Genomic DNA, 15,674 nt, shown 5'->3' with positions numbered 1-15,674 from the left:
CACAGGCAGAACCGACCGCACAGGAGAAGCAGCCCCCAACCCTGGTCAGAACCCCGCGCGGCACACAGCACGCACCAGCCACACACGGCACACGGAAGCAGCCAGGCGACCGGCTGCAGACCACCGGGGTGCGGAAACGGAATCAGTACAGGGGCCACCGGGGAAGCACCCACGGGGGTGCACCAAACCAGACTTCCCGAAGGGAAAACGGACCATCTGGCCCGTACAGGAACCGCCGGAGCGCGGCAGCAGCGCCGGGAAGAACCGATATACCCCCGCATGACACCCTGCCGCCATGTCAGACCCATCGACAGCCCGATGGCGGTTCATGGCCGATTGAATTGCAGCATTCTACCCCAACTGTGCATCCGGCCGCATGAACAGGCAGTATCCATGCACCGACCTGGCTCAAAAACTGTAGCCGATCTGCAGCGATCCGAACGACGGCACATGCCGCTGGCCACGAAACTCGCGCGAGCGCACCACCCACATGAACTGCACGCCCCAGCGTCCCTGCCGCACGGTGAAGCCCGCCCCCGCATCGGCTACCACCGGCTTGCGCTTCACGTGGTGGCTGTCGTGCCAGGCGTTGCCATCCAGCGTCAGATCCCAGGCCACGGCACGCACGCCGCCCTGCACGAACAGGTTCCACTGCGTCGTGTCGCTGCGATGCCAGCTCACCTCGCCCGGTTCGTTCGAGCCCGGACGCAGCGGTGCCGAGCCGCCATCATCCTGCAGGTGATTGCCGAAGCGCCATTCCAGCCCGCCAAAGGCACTGCTCTGCAGGTTGCCCAGCCGCATGCCCCAGTGCCCCAGCACATCGGTGCGCCCGCTGGCCGGCTGCCAGCGCCGTACCCGGTACTGGGCCCATTCCAGCAGCGGTTCGTCGTGCAGCTGGTGGGCCCAGCCCCGGAAGCGCGGCGCATCGATCACCCGGTGCACGGCATTCTGCAGTTTCTCGCCCCGCACCGACGGTCCCACCCAGCCCAGCCGCAGCTCGTTGCGCACCCACTGACCTTCCTGCAGCCGCACCCCGGCCAGACTGGCCATCAGCGTGGCCGCATAGGGCCGGTCGGATGGAATCAGCCAGGTGGCCCGGCTGTTCTCGGGCGTGTAGATGGCCTGGTCCAGGCGGAAACTCACGTACTCGGACGGCACGCGCCCGCCCCCCAGCCAGCGCCACAGCGGACACAGCAGCCCCGGCTCGCCATCCTGCCCCCAGCCATCGTGGGCCGAGGTGCGCGCGGCCACCTCCAGCATCACGCCGCTGCTGTAGCCATAATCCTTGTCCTTGCCCGTGGCCAGGTCATTGTCGATCTTCAGGCGGGTCTGCATGGCGGCCGCAGGCCGGCATCCCCAGCTGCGTCCTTCAGGCGCCGGCACCCGTGCCCCGTCTGCCCGCGGTCCGGGCTGCCAGAAGAGCGGCGGCGCCCCGCGCCAGGGCCGCGTGCGCGACGGTGGTGCCCCGGCATCATCGTGATGTCCCGTTCCGCCCGGGCGCCGGTCGTCCCCAACATGCGATGCACCACCGTGATGTGCCGCAGGCCGCTGCCGCGCGGTGCCAAGGCCACCACCGTACGTCCCCGGGCCTTCACCGGTCCATCCACCACGCAGGCCGCCCGGGGGTACGTCATCGCCCTCATCGCCGGGCGCTGCTTCACCGGAAAATGGATCTCCAAACGGGTCCGTCCCCGGTTCGGCCAGATCCGGATCGTGCCAGAAACCGGCGGCCTGCACGCTCACCGGCGCCAGCAGGGGCACGCCCGCCAGAACGAGGAGCCCCAGCCCCACCAGAACGGGCAGCCGTTTCGGCCGCCCCGTCCGCCCTGTCTCACACCGGCTGTTCCCGTCCGCCTGCCTGTTCCATCGACTGGACACCATCACTCCCCTGTTCCCGCCTGCCCGCTCCAGCGTATCGCACTGTACCGAGGCCGGCACGCATGTCCCTGCCACTGGGTTGCTGATAGAGCCGCAGACCAAACACCGGCATGATGGCGATGAGGTGGTCGAAGATGTCGGACTGGATGCCCTCGTACACCGCCCAGGTGGTGGTGTTGGTGAAGCAGTACAGCTCCAGCGGCACCCCCTCCGGCGTCGGCTCCATCAGGCGCACCATCAGCGACATGTTCTGATGGACACCCGGATGAGCCCGCAAGTATGCAAGCACATAGGCCCGGAACGTACCAATATTGGTCAGGCGTCGCTGATTTGCCAACTGTTCGCACCGCTTCGGCCCCAGACGCTCGCGCCGCTCCTCGTTGCGCACCGTCAGCTCGTCCATCTTGCGGTTCAGATAATCTTCCAGCAGCTCGATCTCGGCCAGCTTCTTCAGCTCGCTGGCCTCCATGAAGCGCACCGTCGTCATGTCCAGCCGCAGCGTGCGCTTGATGCGCCGTCCGCCGGCATCGTGCATCCCGCGGAAATTGCGGAAACTCTCCGCCATCAGCCGCCAGGTCGGGATCATCGTGATCGTCTTGTCGAAGTTCTGCACCTTCACCGTGTGCAGCGCAATGTCGATCACATCCCCATCGGCCCCCACCTGCGGCATCTCGATCCAGTCGCCCACCCGCAGCGTGTCCGACGAGGTCAGCTGCAGGCCGGCAATGAAGCTGAGCAGCGTGTCCTTGAAGAGCAGCAGGATCACCGCCGAGGCCGCACCCAGACCGGAGAGCAGGATCAGCGGCTGCTGGTCGGTCAGGGCGGCGATCATCCACACCAGCCCCAGCACGTACATCAGGATCTTCAGCAGCTGCACCGAGCTTTTCAGCGAGCGGCCCGGCTTGCCCTGGCGCTGTCGCGTCGTCAGATAGGCCGAGAGCAGCGCATCGACCACCCGCACCCCGCGGAAGATCGACACGATGGTCGCCCCCTTGTAGGCCAGCATGGCCAGCGTGGGATGCAGCCCCGGCACCAGCCCGATCCCAGACTGGAACACCAGCACCGGCAGCATCTGCGCCGTGCGGGCCAGCAGATTGGTGTCCATCAGCAGGCCATGACGCGTGTTGTCGGTGAAGCGCCGGTGAATGAAGGCGATCACCTTGCGTGTCACATAGCCGGACAGCACCTTGACCAGCAGGGTCACCAGCCCCAGCACCGCCAGGCCAAGCAGCCCTTCCAGCCAGATGTACTGGCCCAGGAGTTCGTTCAGTTGAGTCTGCAGGATGTCCATGGGGGGTCTGCACTTGCACCGGAAGGCACTGGGACGGCACCGGAAGCCATGCCGTGCGGCCGTCTGGCCCTGCGCCGGCACCGTTCCCTCACGCCGTTCGCCCCGGCAAACGGCGATGGCGCCTGCGTGACGCCTTCCCGGCGGGACCAGGAGCGCCTCCGCCGATACGGAGGTTTCCAAAGGGGCGATGGTGCCATCAGCCCGCCAGGCGCATCAAATGGCCCCGGAACACCACAGGGGCATCCCCGACCGGAGGCAGGCCGCTGTCGCAGCCTCACGACACCCACGCCCCGGTTGCACGATGCCCCATCCATCCCGGTTGCTGCACCACATCCCGCCCCGGGACGTCATGACACGCCGCCCCGATGTGCCGATGTGCCGAAAGACTCACGGCCCCCCGTTTCCGCGCTCCCGGCTGCCTCCTTCATGACCCGGACCGCCCCTCCGCAGGAACGGCAGGCCGGGGCCACCAGCGGGGCAATGCCAGCAGCAGGGCAGCGGCAACAGGGCCAAAAGCCATGGACGAAAAAAAGCCCCTGAGTGTCTTGATAGCTCAGGGGCGTGGAATGTCGATGGTTGCGGGGGGAGGATTTGAACCTCCGACCTTCGGGTTATGAGCCCGACGAGCTGCCAGACTGCTCCACCCCGCGAAAAGAATTATGCACAAACGCCACGGTGAATGCAACCCCCCACCCAAAAAAAGGCCCCACACCCCCACAGCGCCGACTTGCCCGCCGGCGCCCCCGGGCGCAAAATTTCCAGTCATGAAATACTGCACAAACTGCGGCAGCCCCACCGAGACCCGGATCCCCGACGGTGACAACCGGCCGAGGCAGGTCTGCACGCGCTGCCACACCGTTCACTACGTCAACCCGCGCATCGTCACCGGGGCGGTCTGTGTCTGGGAAGACCGCATCCTGCTCTGCCGGCGTGCCATCGAGCCCCGCCATGGCAAATGGACCCTGCCGGCCGGCTTCATGGAAACCGGCGAGACCATCGCCGAGGGCGCCCTGCGCGAAACCGGCGAGGAGGCCGGTGCACGCACCGACGGCAACGCCGAGCTGTTTGCCGTCATCGACGTGCCGCACGCCGAACAGGTGCATGTGTTCTACCGCGCGCAGCTGGCCACCCCCGAGCTGGCCCCCGGCGAGGAAAGCCTGGATGCCCGCCTCTTTGCCGAGGCCGACATTCCCTGGGACCAGATCGCCTTCAGCACCGTCGAAGCCACGCTGCGCTGGTTCCTGGCCGACCGCCGGGCCGGACGCTTCATCATGCATACCGGCCGGATCACCCCCCCGGCCACACGCACCACTGGTCCCTCACCGGCGCCTGCCACCCACTATGCGGGCGATCTGGCCGATGAGGGCGGGCAGCCGGCCGCCTCTGCGGCAAGGCCGGGCTGAAAGGCACACGACAGGCCCCGTTACCATGTTCGTGTCCTGGACAACCGGGGCTTTGGCCAGCCAGACCCGGTGATTGCTGTCCCCAGTCATCCATGATCCGGGAGATGATGTCACTCCCCCGGAGCCCCTGTCCGGTGCCCCGGCCGTTTCACCCCTTCCGGTGTGCTTCCGGCTGTTCGAACACCGTCACCGGCGGCAGCGAGCCCCGGAAGCGCTCCACTTCCGCCACCCCGGTCTGGCCGCAATTGCCCTGCCCCAGCTTCGACGTGGCCACCCCGGTGGTCAGCACGTTCACGTCGCCCCAGGCGCACAGCGTACCGTCCTGGCGCGGATTCACCGGGTCGTACCAGCCGCCCTCGTTGATGCGGATGGCCCCGGGCATGATCTCGTCGGTAATCTTCAGTCCGGCCAGGATCTGCCCGCGCTGGTTGAACACCCGCACCACCTCGCCATCCTTCAGGCCACGGGCCGCCGCATCCTTCGGATTCATCCAGCAGGGTTCACGGCCGGCCACCTCGTAGGTCCTGCGGTTGACCGTACCGCACAGCTGCGAATGCAGCCGCATCTGCGGGTGGTTCGACACGATGTGCAGCGGATACTTCGTGTCCGGCCCGCCCACGCGCTCGATGGGCTCCAGCCAGGTGGCATGCGGCGGGCAGTCGTCGTAGCCGTACTTCTCGATGGTGCGCGAATACAGCTCGAACTTGCCGGAGGCCGTGCCCAGCGCGTTCAGCAGCGGATCGGCCCGAAAATCGGCATGGCGCACGAATTCCTTCGACGTCGGCGGAATCGGGAAGGACAGGGGCCGGTTGCTGGCCCAGAACGCGTCGAACACCGGCATCTCCATGCCCTTGGCGCGTGATTCGATCTTGGCCGCCTCGTAGAGGTTGCGGATCCACTCCATCTCGGTCAGACGGCGGGTGAACGGATCGCCCTTGCCCAGTCGCCGTGCAATGTCCGCAAAGATGTCGAAGTCGTTGCGTGCCTCGAACAGCGGCTCGACGATCTTCTTCATCGCCACGATGTGGCTCTGCGCATAATCGCCCATCTGCTCGATGTCGTTGCGCTCGTAGGACGTGGTGGCCGGCAGCACGATGTCGGCATGGCGGGCCGTGGCCGTCCACTGGAAATCATGCACGATGAAGGTATCGAGCCGGCGCCACGCCTGCACCATCTGGTTGCGGTCCTGCTGGTGTGCAAACGGATTGCCGCCCACCCAGTAGGCCAGCTTGATCAGCGGCAGCTTGATCTCGTGACCATTGAACGACATCACCTTGCCCGGGTTCAGCAGCGTTTCCACCAGTCGCGACACCGGAATGGACACCGCCCCGCTCTGGGCCAGCCAGGCCGCCCCCTCGCCCCCCTGCCCGGACGCATCGTCGATGGCCTTCAGGATCGGCGTGTTCGCCGTGGGCGCCCCGCCCGAGGCATAGTGATAGCTCAGGCCATAGCCGCCCCCCGGCAGGCCGATCTGGCCCAGCATCGCCGCCAGCGTGATCAGCATCCAGTGCGACTGCTCGCCGTGGTGCTGGCGCTGCGTGGAATAGCCCAGCGCCAGCATGGTGCGGTGTTTCGCAAAGCGGCGGGCCAGCGAGCGGATGGTGTCGGCCGGTACCCCGCTGATGCCCTCGGCCCAGGCCGGCGTCTTGGGCTGGCCATCGCTCTTGCCCAGCAGGTAGGGCAGGAAGCGGTCGAAGCCCACCGTGTACTTTTCGAGGAATTTCCGGTCGTACAGCTTCTCGTCCACCAGCACCCAGGCAATGCCCAGCATCAGCGCCACATCGGTCTGCGGACGTGGCGCAATCCATTCGCCGTTCAGGGCCTGGCAGGTTTCGGTGCGGATCGGGTCGATGCAGATCACCTTCGTGCCGGCCTTCTTCATGGCCTCCACGCCCGGCCAGGCACCATGGTCGGCCACCTGCCGGGAAATCTGCGAAGTATTGAGCGGATTGCAGCCCCAGAACACCATCAGCTCGCAGTGTTCGGCCAGGTTGTTCCAGGTGGTGCACTGCTCGTACACCTCCAGCGACCCCGACACATAGGGCAGGATCACCTGTGCCGCCCCCGTCGAATAGTCGCCGGTACTGTTGGTATAGCTGCCGGTCAGGTTCAGCATCCGCCGCAGCAGCGTCTGGCAGTTGTGCAGCCGCCCCGGGCTCTTCCAGCCATAGGAACCGGCAAACACCGCCGTCTGGCCATACTTCTCGCGCACGCGGGTCAGCTCGTCGGCCACCAGCTGGATGGCCTTCTCCCAGCTCACCCGCACGAAATCCCCGGTCCCCCGGCCCGCCGGATCGGCCCCCGGGCCCTTCTCCAGCCAGGCGCGCCGCACCATCGGATAGCGGATGCGCGAGGGTGAATACAGCGAGTCCAGCACCCCGGGCAGCTGCGGCGACGGCGCCGGATCCTTCGGCCACGGCCGGAATTCCACCGCACGGCCATCCTTGACGATGCCGTAGAAGGCCCCCCAGTGACAGCCCGACAGGATACCGCCAGGCACGTCTCCCGCCTTGTCCGCCCCGGCAGCCACGGTACTGCCAGACGCCCGGGAAGCCGCCCCGCCCCCCTGTGCCGTCTTTTCCCCCGGGCCACCGTCCCCTGCCGCAGGTGCAGCACCCCGCACCAGCACCGGCGCACCGGCAATACCCAGCGCCGCCGCCACCTGGCCACGCACGAAGCCGTGGCGCGACAGCGAGGTATCCGGCTGCGTGGCAGACATCTGCGGTGACGCATCGTGTCGAGGCATCTGCCGCACCGTATCGTGTTGAGCGTTCATGACCTGTTCTCCTGTCCTGTCGTCTGTCCTGGCCGCCGGGCCACCGTGTGCCCGCTGCCGTCCGTCCTCATGCCACCTGCGCCTGCATGTCACAGGCAGGAAGCGCTGACGCATCCTGCTGCACCTGCCCGGGCGTACACACGATCGCCCGTTGCGCATCCTGCTGCGCCAGGGCCGCCTGTTGCACAGCCTGTCCAGCCCGTTCCAGCAGCGGGGGCAGCAGCCTGGCCGCCACACCGAAGTAACCATCACCATCCAGCCGGCCCAGCGCGGCGGCAAAGCGTTCGGTCCAGGCCAGCTCGTCCAGCACCCGCGCCACCCGTGCGGCCTGCGGCTGCCGCAGCGCCTCGGCCAGCGCCAGCAGCTGCACCCCCAGGTGATCGGGCGGCTCGTGAAACCCCTCATCCAGCCGGATGTCCAGATCGTGCAGCAGCCGCTGCATCCGCTCCACGGCCGGACCGAACAGCCGGCCGGTGCCATCCCAGACGCTGGCATAGGGCGCCACGCTGCGATTGCGGAAAATCCCCTCGAACAGCGCCACGTGGCTACGCTGCAATCCCTGCACCACGACCGGCACCGCATCGGCCGACAGCAGGCTGCGCAGCCGGCCCATCTCGTCCGGGCGGTCGAGCAGCGCGCCCATCTGCGCCAGCAGCAGCTGGCCGCGCACCGAGCGGGCCGCCTCCACCATCGCCGCATCGGGCGGTGCCAAAAACTGGGCCGACAGCCATTCCGCCACATCGGCCAGCGTCACCGTCATCGTGTTCATGGATGCCCTCCTGCCGCCGCTGCACCACCCTGGGTGTGCGGATCCTTCAGGTCCTTCGAATGGTTCTGCAGGTAGGCCAGGATCAGCCGGTACTGGTCATCGTCCATCGTCGTGAAGCGCCGCATCGATTTCAGCGTGCCGATCCACTGGTTAGCCGTGAAGTGCCCCTTCTGCGGCAGCACGTGACAGGCCGAACACGCCTTCTGGAACACATCCTGGCTGTAGGCCCACACGGCAGGCCGGTCGGTGTTCAGTCCGGTCGCCTCTGCCCACACCGTCAGCTCGGCCGGCAGCCAGCGCTGGCCGGTATCGGCGTCGGTCTCGGCCTCGCCGTGTTTCACCGCCGCCACCGCCTCGGGCGTCAGCACCCCCACCATCACCCGCTGGCCACGCGCCTGATAGACCACGCTGGGCGTGTCGGCAATCTGCCAGCCCTGCAGCACCAGCTGCACCCGGTCGCCGTCGCGCGCCTTCACCTGCACGGCCGCACCGCCCAGCAGCTTGGCCTGGGCCTCGGCGCCCTTCTGCACGCCCCCGGCCTGCAGCCAGGCATTGGTGGTTCTGACCACGGTGGCAGCCTCACCGGCCCGGATGCTGTCCGGGCCCGAAACCGGCAGCCGCGACGCATGCTGCACCACCGAGGGCAGCATCACCAGCTCGCTGCCATGGTTGGGCATCGGCATGCCGGGCGCCGGCTGTGTCACCGCCGGCACATGTTTCAGATACAGTGCCATCGCCTCCACATCGGCCGCCGGCAGCTGCGCCGTGTTTCTGATCACCTCGGCCATGTCGCCATCGGCCACCCGCCCGATCGGGTTCACGCCCGTCTGCAGATAGCTGGCAATCGACGGCACCGACCAGTAACCAATGCCCGTCTCGTCCGGCGTGACGTTCGGAAACCAGCCATTGCCCTCCGGCGTGGGGCCGCCGGCATAGCGCAGGCCGGCCTTCACATTGCCCATGAAGGTCCGCGTCGAATGGCATTCCGCACAGTGGCCGGCCGCCTCCACCAGATACTCGCCCCGGTGGTAGTCGTCGGCCTTCACCCCGGCGGGCACCGGCCCGGGCTGCCAGGGCCTGCCATCCAGAAAGGCCAGCCGCCACAGCCCCACACCCCGACGCAGGCTGAACGGAAACTTCAGTTCATGATCGGGCGCTGCCTGCGCCACCGGTGGCAGCGTCATCATGTACGCATACAGGTCGCGCACATCGCTGCCCTTGAGCTTCTGGTAGGAGGTATATGGAAAGGACGGATAGAGCACCTGCCCATCCGGCCAGAAACCACCGGGCCCCACCCCCTGGCGCAGCGCCCGGTCGAACTGTGCCAGCGTCCAGTTGCCAATGCCGGCCTGTTTGTCCGGCGAGATGTTGGGCATGTGAAAGATCCCGAACGCCGTGTCCAGCGCCCGGCCACCGCCCAGCACCGTATCCTTCGGCTGGCCCGGCGTGGCATGACAGGTGGCACAGTCCGATGCCACGAACACCCGCCGGCCGTTGGCCACATCCGCCCCTTCCAGCGGGGGCAGTTCCTGCGAACCATGCAGCATCGACCAGGTCCAGGGCGAGGTCAGCACCAGAAAACCCAGGCCACCCAGCACCAGCAGACTGCTGCCCACCTTCCATACCGTTGCACCCCTGACGCGTGCCATCGCACCTGCCTCCTTCGATGAACGGGCACGAACGCTGCCCACGCCATCACTATAGGTATTGACATGCCCACAAAGGCTGCAGGGTTGTGAAGGCTGTGTAAACAGGGGGCCTTCCGGCTCATCCCGCGTGAGGCCCGAAGTGCTGACAGACTTGAAGTGCTCGCAGACTTTTACAGAGGGTTCCTTGTCGCGGCCGGTCGGTTCTGGTCGAATTTCCGGCCTGTCTCCTCCACCGCCCGACACGATGCACTGGCCCGTCCATCCCCTGAAGGACATCCTGGACACCGAAAACGATGCGCTCGTCCAGCGCATTCTGGAACTGGCCCTGGCCCATGGCTTCACCGACCAGACCAGTTCCATGCGCGCCGCCTGGAACGAAGCGGCCGAACGGCTCAGCGACTGCCTGCTGCAGTACCTGACCGATCCCCGGCCACGCCAGCTGGATGGCCGCAACGATTACCGGCACGACCCGCGCTTCGAACGCCTGCGCCACATTGCCAGCCGCCACCATGACGCCGGCGTGCCCCTGGAGCTGCATCACGGCCTGTTCCGGCTCTGTCGCCGCGCCTATGACGCCCACTTCCGCCAGCTGCTGTGGCAGCCGGATGGCCAGCCCACCGGGACACTGCCCCATCCCGACGCCCTGCTGGCCCGGCTGCACGACTTCTTCGACGAGGCCGATCAGGCCATGCTGGCCCCCTGGGCCTCACCCCAGCCGCACGAGGCCGCCCTGGCCGACAGCATCCGCCGCCTGACCCGCGAACGGGACCAGTATTTCGGCGTGCTCGAAGGGCTGCGCGGCCCCGTCTTCATCACCACCTAACAGGGTGAGCTGCTCGATGCCAACAGCGCCGCCCTGCAGACCTTCCTGGGGCTGTCCGAACCCGGCGCCCTGCGCTACCGGCTGGCCCTGCAGCACCACCGCCCGCAGCTTCAGGCCCTGCTGGCCGAGATTCTCGACACTGGCAGCACCGAACTCACGGCCATCTGGCTCGACACCCACGAGGGGCGCCGCTGCTTCGACATCCGGCTGCGTCTCGTCGAGGACAGCGTGCAGAAGCTGGACCGCTGCCGGATCGTGCTGATGCACGACGTGACCGAACACACCCGGGCCGTCGAACGGGCACGCGCCGCCGAACGCACCATGTCGCTGTTCCTGGCCACCATGAGCCACGAGATCCGCGGCCCGCTGCACAGCGTGCTGGGCGCGGCCGAACTGCTGCGCGATGCCAGCGTACGTGACGTGGAACGGCTGCTGGACCTGCTCAGCCTGTCGGCCGGCGCCCTCGACGCCACCCTCGAGAACGTGCTGGGCTTCTCGCGCTTCGAGCACCAGGCCCCCCAGCCCCGCCCCGAGCCCACCGGCCTGCGCAAGGCCCTCGCCGGGCTGGTTCGCACCAAGGACATCCTGGCCCGGCAGCGCGGCGTGCCGCTGCGGCTGCAGGTCGAGTCCGCCCTGCCCGACGAGGTGACCCTCGACTGGTCGATGGTGCAGCAGATTCTCGGCAACCTCATCCAGAACGCCCTGCGCCACGACGACGGCCGGGGTGTGCTGCTCGACGTGCGCGTGCACGATGGCCAGCTCGTCTTCACCGTCAGCGATCACGGTCCGGGCCTGCCCACCGCCGTGCGCCGGCAGCTCGCACATCCCCCCGCCACCCTGCGTCCCTGCCTGGACAGCGGCCATGGCATCGGTCTGGGCCTGGCCATTGCCCAGCGCATGACCACCGCCCTGCAGGGCACCCTGCGGCCCGGCGAGCAGGAAGACGGCACCCGCCTGGTCCTGACGCTGCCCCTCGTGCAGCCTGCCCCGCACGATGCGCCCACGGAGCAGTCCGACGCCACCCGGCGCCTCGACCGCAGCTGCCTGCTGATCGACGACGACCCCATCGGCGCGCTGGGCACCGTGGCCATGCTGGAACGGCTGGTGTCATCCACCGACCACGTCGTCAGCCTCGAACAGGCCAGCGCCCTCTGCGCGGCCGACCCCGATGCCTACGACTTCTTCATCATCGACCTGGACCTGCCCGACGGCAGCGGCGTGGCCTTTATCCGCCAGCTGCGCCAGGATCCCCGTTTCGACCACAAACCGGTCCTGCTGCTCAGTGCCAACATCGAGCGCATCCGCCAGCGCCCCGATGACGCCGCCCTGTTCGCCGCCCTGATCGGGAAACCCGCCCGCACCGACGCCCTGGCCCGGGCCATCGAGGCCCTCGACACCCCCGGCAGCAACGACACACCCGACCGTCACGGCACTAGCCAGCCGCCGGCAGCGTCCTTCCCTGCCTCCTCCCTGCCGGCAACATCCCTGCCCCCATCGGCCCAGCCCTCGTCCCCCCTGCCTGCCTCGTCCCTTGCGGCCCCTTCCCTGCAGGCAGTGCCCCTGCCTGCAGCCTCTCCCGTGCCGGCAACATCCCCGCCGGCACAGCCAGCCGTCGCCCCACCAGCCATCCCGCGCAGCCTGCGCCTGGATGCCGCCTCGCGCCGGCTGCACATCAAGGACCGCACCGAAACCCTGTCGCCCGCCGAAACCCGCCTGCTGGTCTGCCTGCTGGACCATTTCGGCCAGCCCTGCAGCCGCACCCGCATCAGCGAGGCCATCTGCGGACGGGACTGGGTCTATGGCGACCGCACCGTCGACGTGCTCGTCTCGCGCCTGCGCCGCCGCCTGCGCGACAGCGAGGTCCGCATCATCACCGTCCACGGCCTGGGCTACACCCTCACCGAGGCCGATGACTGACGCGTATCACGGTTTCATCCATCCTCGCGCCGGCCCCGACCGGGTGCTGACAGGACGCACTGCGCAGGCAGGGCTGGCCACCCTGGCTGGCAGGGCAACGCCGGCAGCACCCTGGCCGTATCCACCCGCACAGGGGACGCCGCACGGTCGCCAGAAGGGCACCATGACCCAGAACGCCGTGTCCACCCGTACAGGGGATTCCGTGCATAACCAGCATCCGCAACAAAAGTAACGGCCCGACAAAAGTGCGACTTTGGCGTACATTTCTTTGGCGTACGTTTCCGAAAACACCGGAGCGTGTTTTGGACGCATTCGTCCCCGGACCTGCCACACACCTGCCCGCCCCATGATCCGCCACTGGGTAGACCCCGACACCCCGCTGCCCCCCGCCGACCAGGATGTCCCCGGTCACCCGGGCCTCATCGCCCTGGGGGCCGACCTCGGGCCACACCGCCTCGTCGAGGCCTACAGCCACGGCCTCTTCCCGTGGTACACCAGCGGCCAGCCGGTCCTGTGGTGGTCCCCCGACCCGCGGATGGTCGTCTTCACCGGCGAATTCTCGCCCGCCCGCACCCTGCGCCGTCTGCTCCGGCAGCTGCACGGACGTGCCCCCGGCGCACCCGCCTGGCACATCACCCTCGACACCGCCTTCACCCGCGTCATGCAGGCCTGCGCCGAGCCCCGTCCCGGCCAGGAAGGCACCTGGATCACCCCCGCCATCATCGCAGCCTACACGGGCCTGCATGCCCTGGGCCTGGCCCACTCGCTCGAAGTCTGGGAAGCCGCCCCCACCGGGACGGCCCCGGCGGCCTTCGACGATGACGCCCCCCGTCCGCAGCTCATCGCCGGCCTCTACGGTGTCTCGCTGGGCCGCATGTTCTTTGGCGAATCGATGTTCACCCGGCGCCCCAACGCCTCCAAGTGCGCCTTCGCCACCCTGATGCACCTCCTCGTGCAGCACGGCTTCCCGATGGTCGACTGCCAGCAGTCCACCCGGCATCTGGGCAGTCTAGGCGGACGCGACATTTCCCGTGCCGAATTCCTCGCACGCATCCAGCCCCTGCTGCGGCAGCCCGGGCCCGACTGGCACGCCGTCGCGCGCGATCTCCACTGGCCCGATCCCTCATCCGGCAGCGTCACGGCTACCGCCACGCAACACCCGCCTCACCCCCGGCCGGAGACCTTTCGGGAGACCGGCAACGGACAGGAGACCGGCCCTGGACCGTCCGCCGGCCAGACAGACGATGCCACGCCGGTTTCCGCCTCCCCCGGCCACCGGGCATGAACCCGATGCGCAGCGGCCAGCCCCCCGTCCAGGAATACAGCATCCGGCTCTACGTCACGGCCGCGTACCCCTGCAGCTACCTGCCCGACCGCATGGCGCGCTCCCAGGTGGCCGATCCGGCCATCGCCATCACCGCCGGCAACTATGGCCACATGGTGCGCAACGGCTTTCGCCGCAGCGGCCGGCACACCTACCGGCCCCGCTGCGACAACTGCAGCGCCTGCATCCCCGTGCGCGTGCCCGTGGCGCGCTTTCGCCCCAACCGCAGCCAGCGCCGTACCGCCCGCCGCCACAGCCAGCTGACCGGCCGGGAGCTGCCCCTCGCCTTCTGCGACGAACACTACGCCCTCTACATTCGCTACCTGCAGGCCCGCCACCGTGGCGGTGGCATGAGCGAAGATGGCGAAAACCAGTACCGCGAGTTCCTGCTGCAGTCGTCGGTCGATACCCGCCTGGTCGAATTCCGCACCCCCGACGGGCAGCTGATGATGGTCTCGATCATCGACGTACTCGACGACGGGCTCTCCGCGGTGTATACCTTCTTCGAGCCGGAGGCGCCGGGCGGCGGCCTCGGCACCTATGGCATTCTCTGGCAGATCCGGATGTGCCAGGTTCTTGGCCTCGACTACCTCTACCTGGGCCACTGGATCGAACAGGCGCCTTCGATGCGCTACAAGAGCAACTTCCGCCCGCTCGAACAACGGATAGACGGACAATGGATACCGCTGAAAAACTGAGCGCCCTCGGCTACCAGCTGCTGCGCCCCCTGCTCTTTTCGCAGGACCCCGAACGCGCCCACCACATCGGCATGCAGATCATGGATGTCCTGGCTGCCGCGCCCGCCTGCCTGCGCCCGGACCGCGTCGAAGACCCGGTACAGCTGCTCGGCCTCACCTTCCCCAACCGGGTCGGTGTGGCCGCGGGGCTCGACAAGAACGCCAGCCACATCGACGGCCTGGCCGCATTGGGCTTCGGCTTTCTCGAACTGGGCACCGTCACCCCGCTGGCCCAGCCCGGCAACCCGAAGCCCCGGCTGTTCCGCCTGCCCGAGGCACAGGCCATCATCAACCGCTTCGGCTTCAACAACGACGGTCTGGCCGACTTCGTCGCCAACGTGCAGCGCTCCAGCACCTGGCAGAAACGCCAGGCCCTCGAACGGGGCGCCCTCGTCGAAAATACCCCGCCGGTGCTGGGGCTCAACATCGGCAAGAACGCCGCCACCCCGCTCGAATCCGCCACCGGCGACTACCTGAAGGGACTGGCCCGGGTCTGGCCGCTGGCCGACTATGTGGCCATCAACATCTCGTCGCCCAACACCGCCAACCTGCGCAAGCTGCAGGGCAGCGACGAACTGGATGGCCTGCTCGGCGCCCTCGACACCGAGCGCCGCCGCCTGGCGGAGGAGCTGGGCCGCAACCCGCCCCTGCTGCTCAAGATCGCCCCCGATCTCGATGACGACCAGATCACCGTCATCATCGACGCCCTCACCCGCCACCACATCGATGGCGTCATCGCCACCAACACCACCCTGTCCCGCGATGCCGTACAGGGCCTGGCCAACGCCACCGAATCCGGCGGCCTGTCCGGACGCCCGGTCTTCGAAGCCTCCAACCGCGTCATCCGTGCCCTGCGTGCCGGCCTGCCCGCCCGTTACCCCATCATCGGCGTGGGCGGCATCATGTCAGGCGCCGATGCCGTCGCCAAGATCCAGGCCGGCGCCGATCTCGTGCAGCTCTACAGCGGCCTGATCTACCAGGGCCCCTCGCTCGTCAATGCCGCAGCGCGGGCCATTCACGGCCATGATGGAACGATGCGCTAGAATCATACAGTCGCGGGTATGTAGCGTGTCATTGACACCTTCTTTCCTGCGAGATCTACCCTGG

The 15,674-nt window shown here is 68.0% G+C and carries 11 protein-coding genes and 1 tRNA gene; 6 read left to right on the top strand and 6 right to left on the bottom strand.

Annotated features, from left to right (window positions below):
- Positions 1-408: 408 nt before the first annotated feature.
- From EHV23_RS15150 to EHV23_RS02810, 3 genes are all read right to left on the bottom strand, one after another.
- Complete coding sequence (locus EHV23_RS15150) at positions 409-1,335, bottom strand: lipid A deacylase LpxR family protein (RefSeq protein ID WP_158615807.1); 927 nt, start codon at positions 1,333-1,335, stop codon at positions 409-411.
- Between the two features lie 496 nt (positions 1,336-1,831).
- Positions 1,832-3,169, bottom strand: a complete 1,338-nt coding sequence (locus EHV23_RS02815; protein WP_125094620.1) for a mechanosensitive ion channel family protein — start codon at positions 3,167-3,169, stop codon at positions 1,832-1,834.
- A 573-nt stretch (positions 3,170-3,742) separates the two neighbouring features.
- Positions 3,743-3,819 (bottom strand) — tRNA-Met (locus tag EHV23_RS02810).
- A gap of 114 nt (positions 3,820-3,933) precedes the next feature.
- Here EHV23_RS02810 and EHV23_RS02805 point away from each other — a divergent pair.
- A complete protein-coding gene (locus tag EHV23_RS02805; RefSeq protein WP_125094619.1) occupies positions 3,934-4,572 on the top strand; it encodes an NUDIX hydrolase in 639 nt (212 codons plus the stop codon).
- Between the two features lie 148 nt (positions 4,573-4,720).
- On the opposite strand, the gene torA is transcribed toward EHV23_RS02805, so the two are convergent.
- The 3 genes from torA to EHV23_RS02790 form a co-directional block, all read right to left on the bottom strand.
- On the bottom strand, positions 4,721-7,291 hold the full coding sequence (gene torA / locus EHV23_RS02800; protein WP_125095478.1) for a trimethylamine-N-oxide reductase TorA: 2,571 nt from the start codon (positions 7,289-7,291) through the stop codon (positions 4,721-4,723).
- Positions 7,292-7,415: 124 nt separating this feature from the next.
- Positions 7,416-8,117 carry a TorD/DmsD family molecular chaperone gene (locus EHV23_RS02795; RefSeq protein WP_125094618.1) on the bottom strand — a complete coding sequence of 234 codons (702 nt, stop codon included), beginning with the start codon at positions 8,115-8,117 and terminating at the stop codon, positions 7,416-7,418.
- Positions 8,114-9,766, bottom strand: coding sequence for a c-type cytochrome (locus EHV23_RS02790; protein ID WP_125094617.1), 1,653 nt, complete (start codon positions 9,764-9,766; stop codon positions 8,114-8,116). The genes EHV23_RS02795 and EHV23_RS02790 overlap by 4 nt, the downstream gene beginning before the upstream one ends.
- Positions 9,767-10,010: 244 nt before the next feature.
- On the opposite strand from EHV23_RS02790, the gene EHV23_RS02785 reads away from it, so the two are divergent.
- The 5 genes from EHV23_RS02785 (at position 10,011) to EHV23_RS02765 (ending at position 15,610) form a co-directional block, all read left to right on the top strand.
- Entirely contained in the window at positions 10,011-10,589 is a 579-nt protein-coding gene (locus EHV23_RS02785; RefSeq protein WP_125094616.1) for a hypothetical protein, read from the top strand.
- Positions 10,590-10,817: 228 nt separating this feature from the next.
- Positions 10,818-12,506, top strand: coding sequence for a winged helix-turn-helix domain-containing protein (locus EHV23_RS02780; RefSeq protein WP_125094615.1), 1,689 nt, complete (start codon positions 10,818-10,820; stop codon positions 12,504-12,506).
- Between the two features lie 346 nt (positions 12,507-12,852).
- On the top strand, positions 12,853-13,791 hold the full coding sequence (locus EHV23_RS02775; RefSeq protein ID WP_125094614.1) for a leucyl/phenylalanyl-tRNA--protein transferase: 939 nt from the start codon (positions 12,853-12,855) through the stop codon (positions 13,789-13,791).
- 5 nt (positions 13,792-13,796) lie between these two features.
- On the top strand, positions 13,797-14,528 hold the full coding sequence (locus tag EHV23_RS02770; protein WP_125095477.1) for an arginyltransferase: 732 nt from the start codon (positions 13,797-13,799) through the stop codon (positions 14,526-14,528).
- Positions 14,525-15,610 carry a quinone-dependent dihydroorotate dehydrogenase gene (locus EHV23_RS02765; RefSeq protein ID WP_203228927.1) on the top strand — a complete coding sequence of 362 codons (1,086 nt, stop codon included), beginning with the start codon at positions 14,525-14,527 and terminating at the stop codon, positions 15,608-15,610. Before EHV23_RS02770 ends, EHV23_RS02765 begins: the two co-directional genes overlap by 4 nt.
- Positions 15,611-15,674: the final 64 nt, after the last annotated feature.

Source organism: Lautropia dentalis, from assembly GCF_003892345.1.
Lineage (GTDB): Bacteria > Pseudomonadota > Gammaproteobacteria > Burkholderiales > Burkholderiaceae_E > Lautropia > Lautropia dentalis.
The sequence above is the reverse complement of the archived record's forward strand: the minus strand, read 5'-3'. Positions and strand labels throughout refer to the sequence as shown.

Excerpts from the sequence above, each read along its gene's own strand:
- EHV23_RS02785 (WP_125094616.1), top strand. The coding sequence starts at position 10,011 with ATGCACTGGCCCGTCCATCCCCTGAAGGACATCCTGGACACCGAAAAC.
- torA (WP_125095478.1), bottom strand. The coding sequence starts at position 7,291 with ATGTCTGCCACGCAGCCGGATACCTCGCTGTCGCGCCACGGCTTCGTG.
- EHV23_RS02770 (WP_125095477.1), top strand. The coding sequence starts at position 13,797 with ATGCGCAGCGGCCAGCCCCCCGTCCAGGAATACAGCATCCGGCTCTAC.
- EHV23_RS15150 (WP_158615807.1), bottom strand. The coding sequence starts at position 1,335 with ATGCAGACCCGCCTGAAGATCGACAATGACCTGGCCACGGGCAAGGAC.
- EHV23_RS02790 (WP_125094617.1), bottom strand. The coding sequence starts at position 9,766 with ATGGCACGCGTCAGGGGTGCAACGGTATGGAAGGTGGGCAGCAGTCTG.
- EHV23_RS02815 (WP_125094620.1), bottom strand. The coding sequence starts at position 3,169 with ATGGACATCCTGCAGACTCAACTGAACGAACTCCTGGGCCAGTACATC.
- EHV23_RS02775 (WP_125094614.1), top strand. The coding sequence starts at position 12,853 with ATGATCCGCCACTGGGTAGACCCCGACACCCCGCTGCCCCCCGCCGAC.
- EHV23_RS02795 (WP_125094618.1), bottom strand. The coding sequence starts at position 8,117 with ATGAACACGATGACGGTGACGCTGGCCGATGTGGCGGAATGGCTGTCG.
- EHV23_RS02805 (WP_125094619.1), top strand. The coding sequence starts at position 3,934 with ATGAAATACTGCACAAACTGCGGCAGCCCCACCGAGACCCGGATCCCC.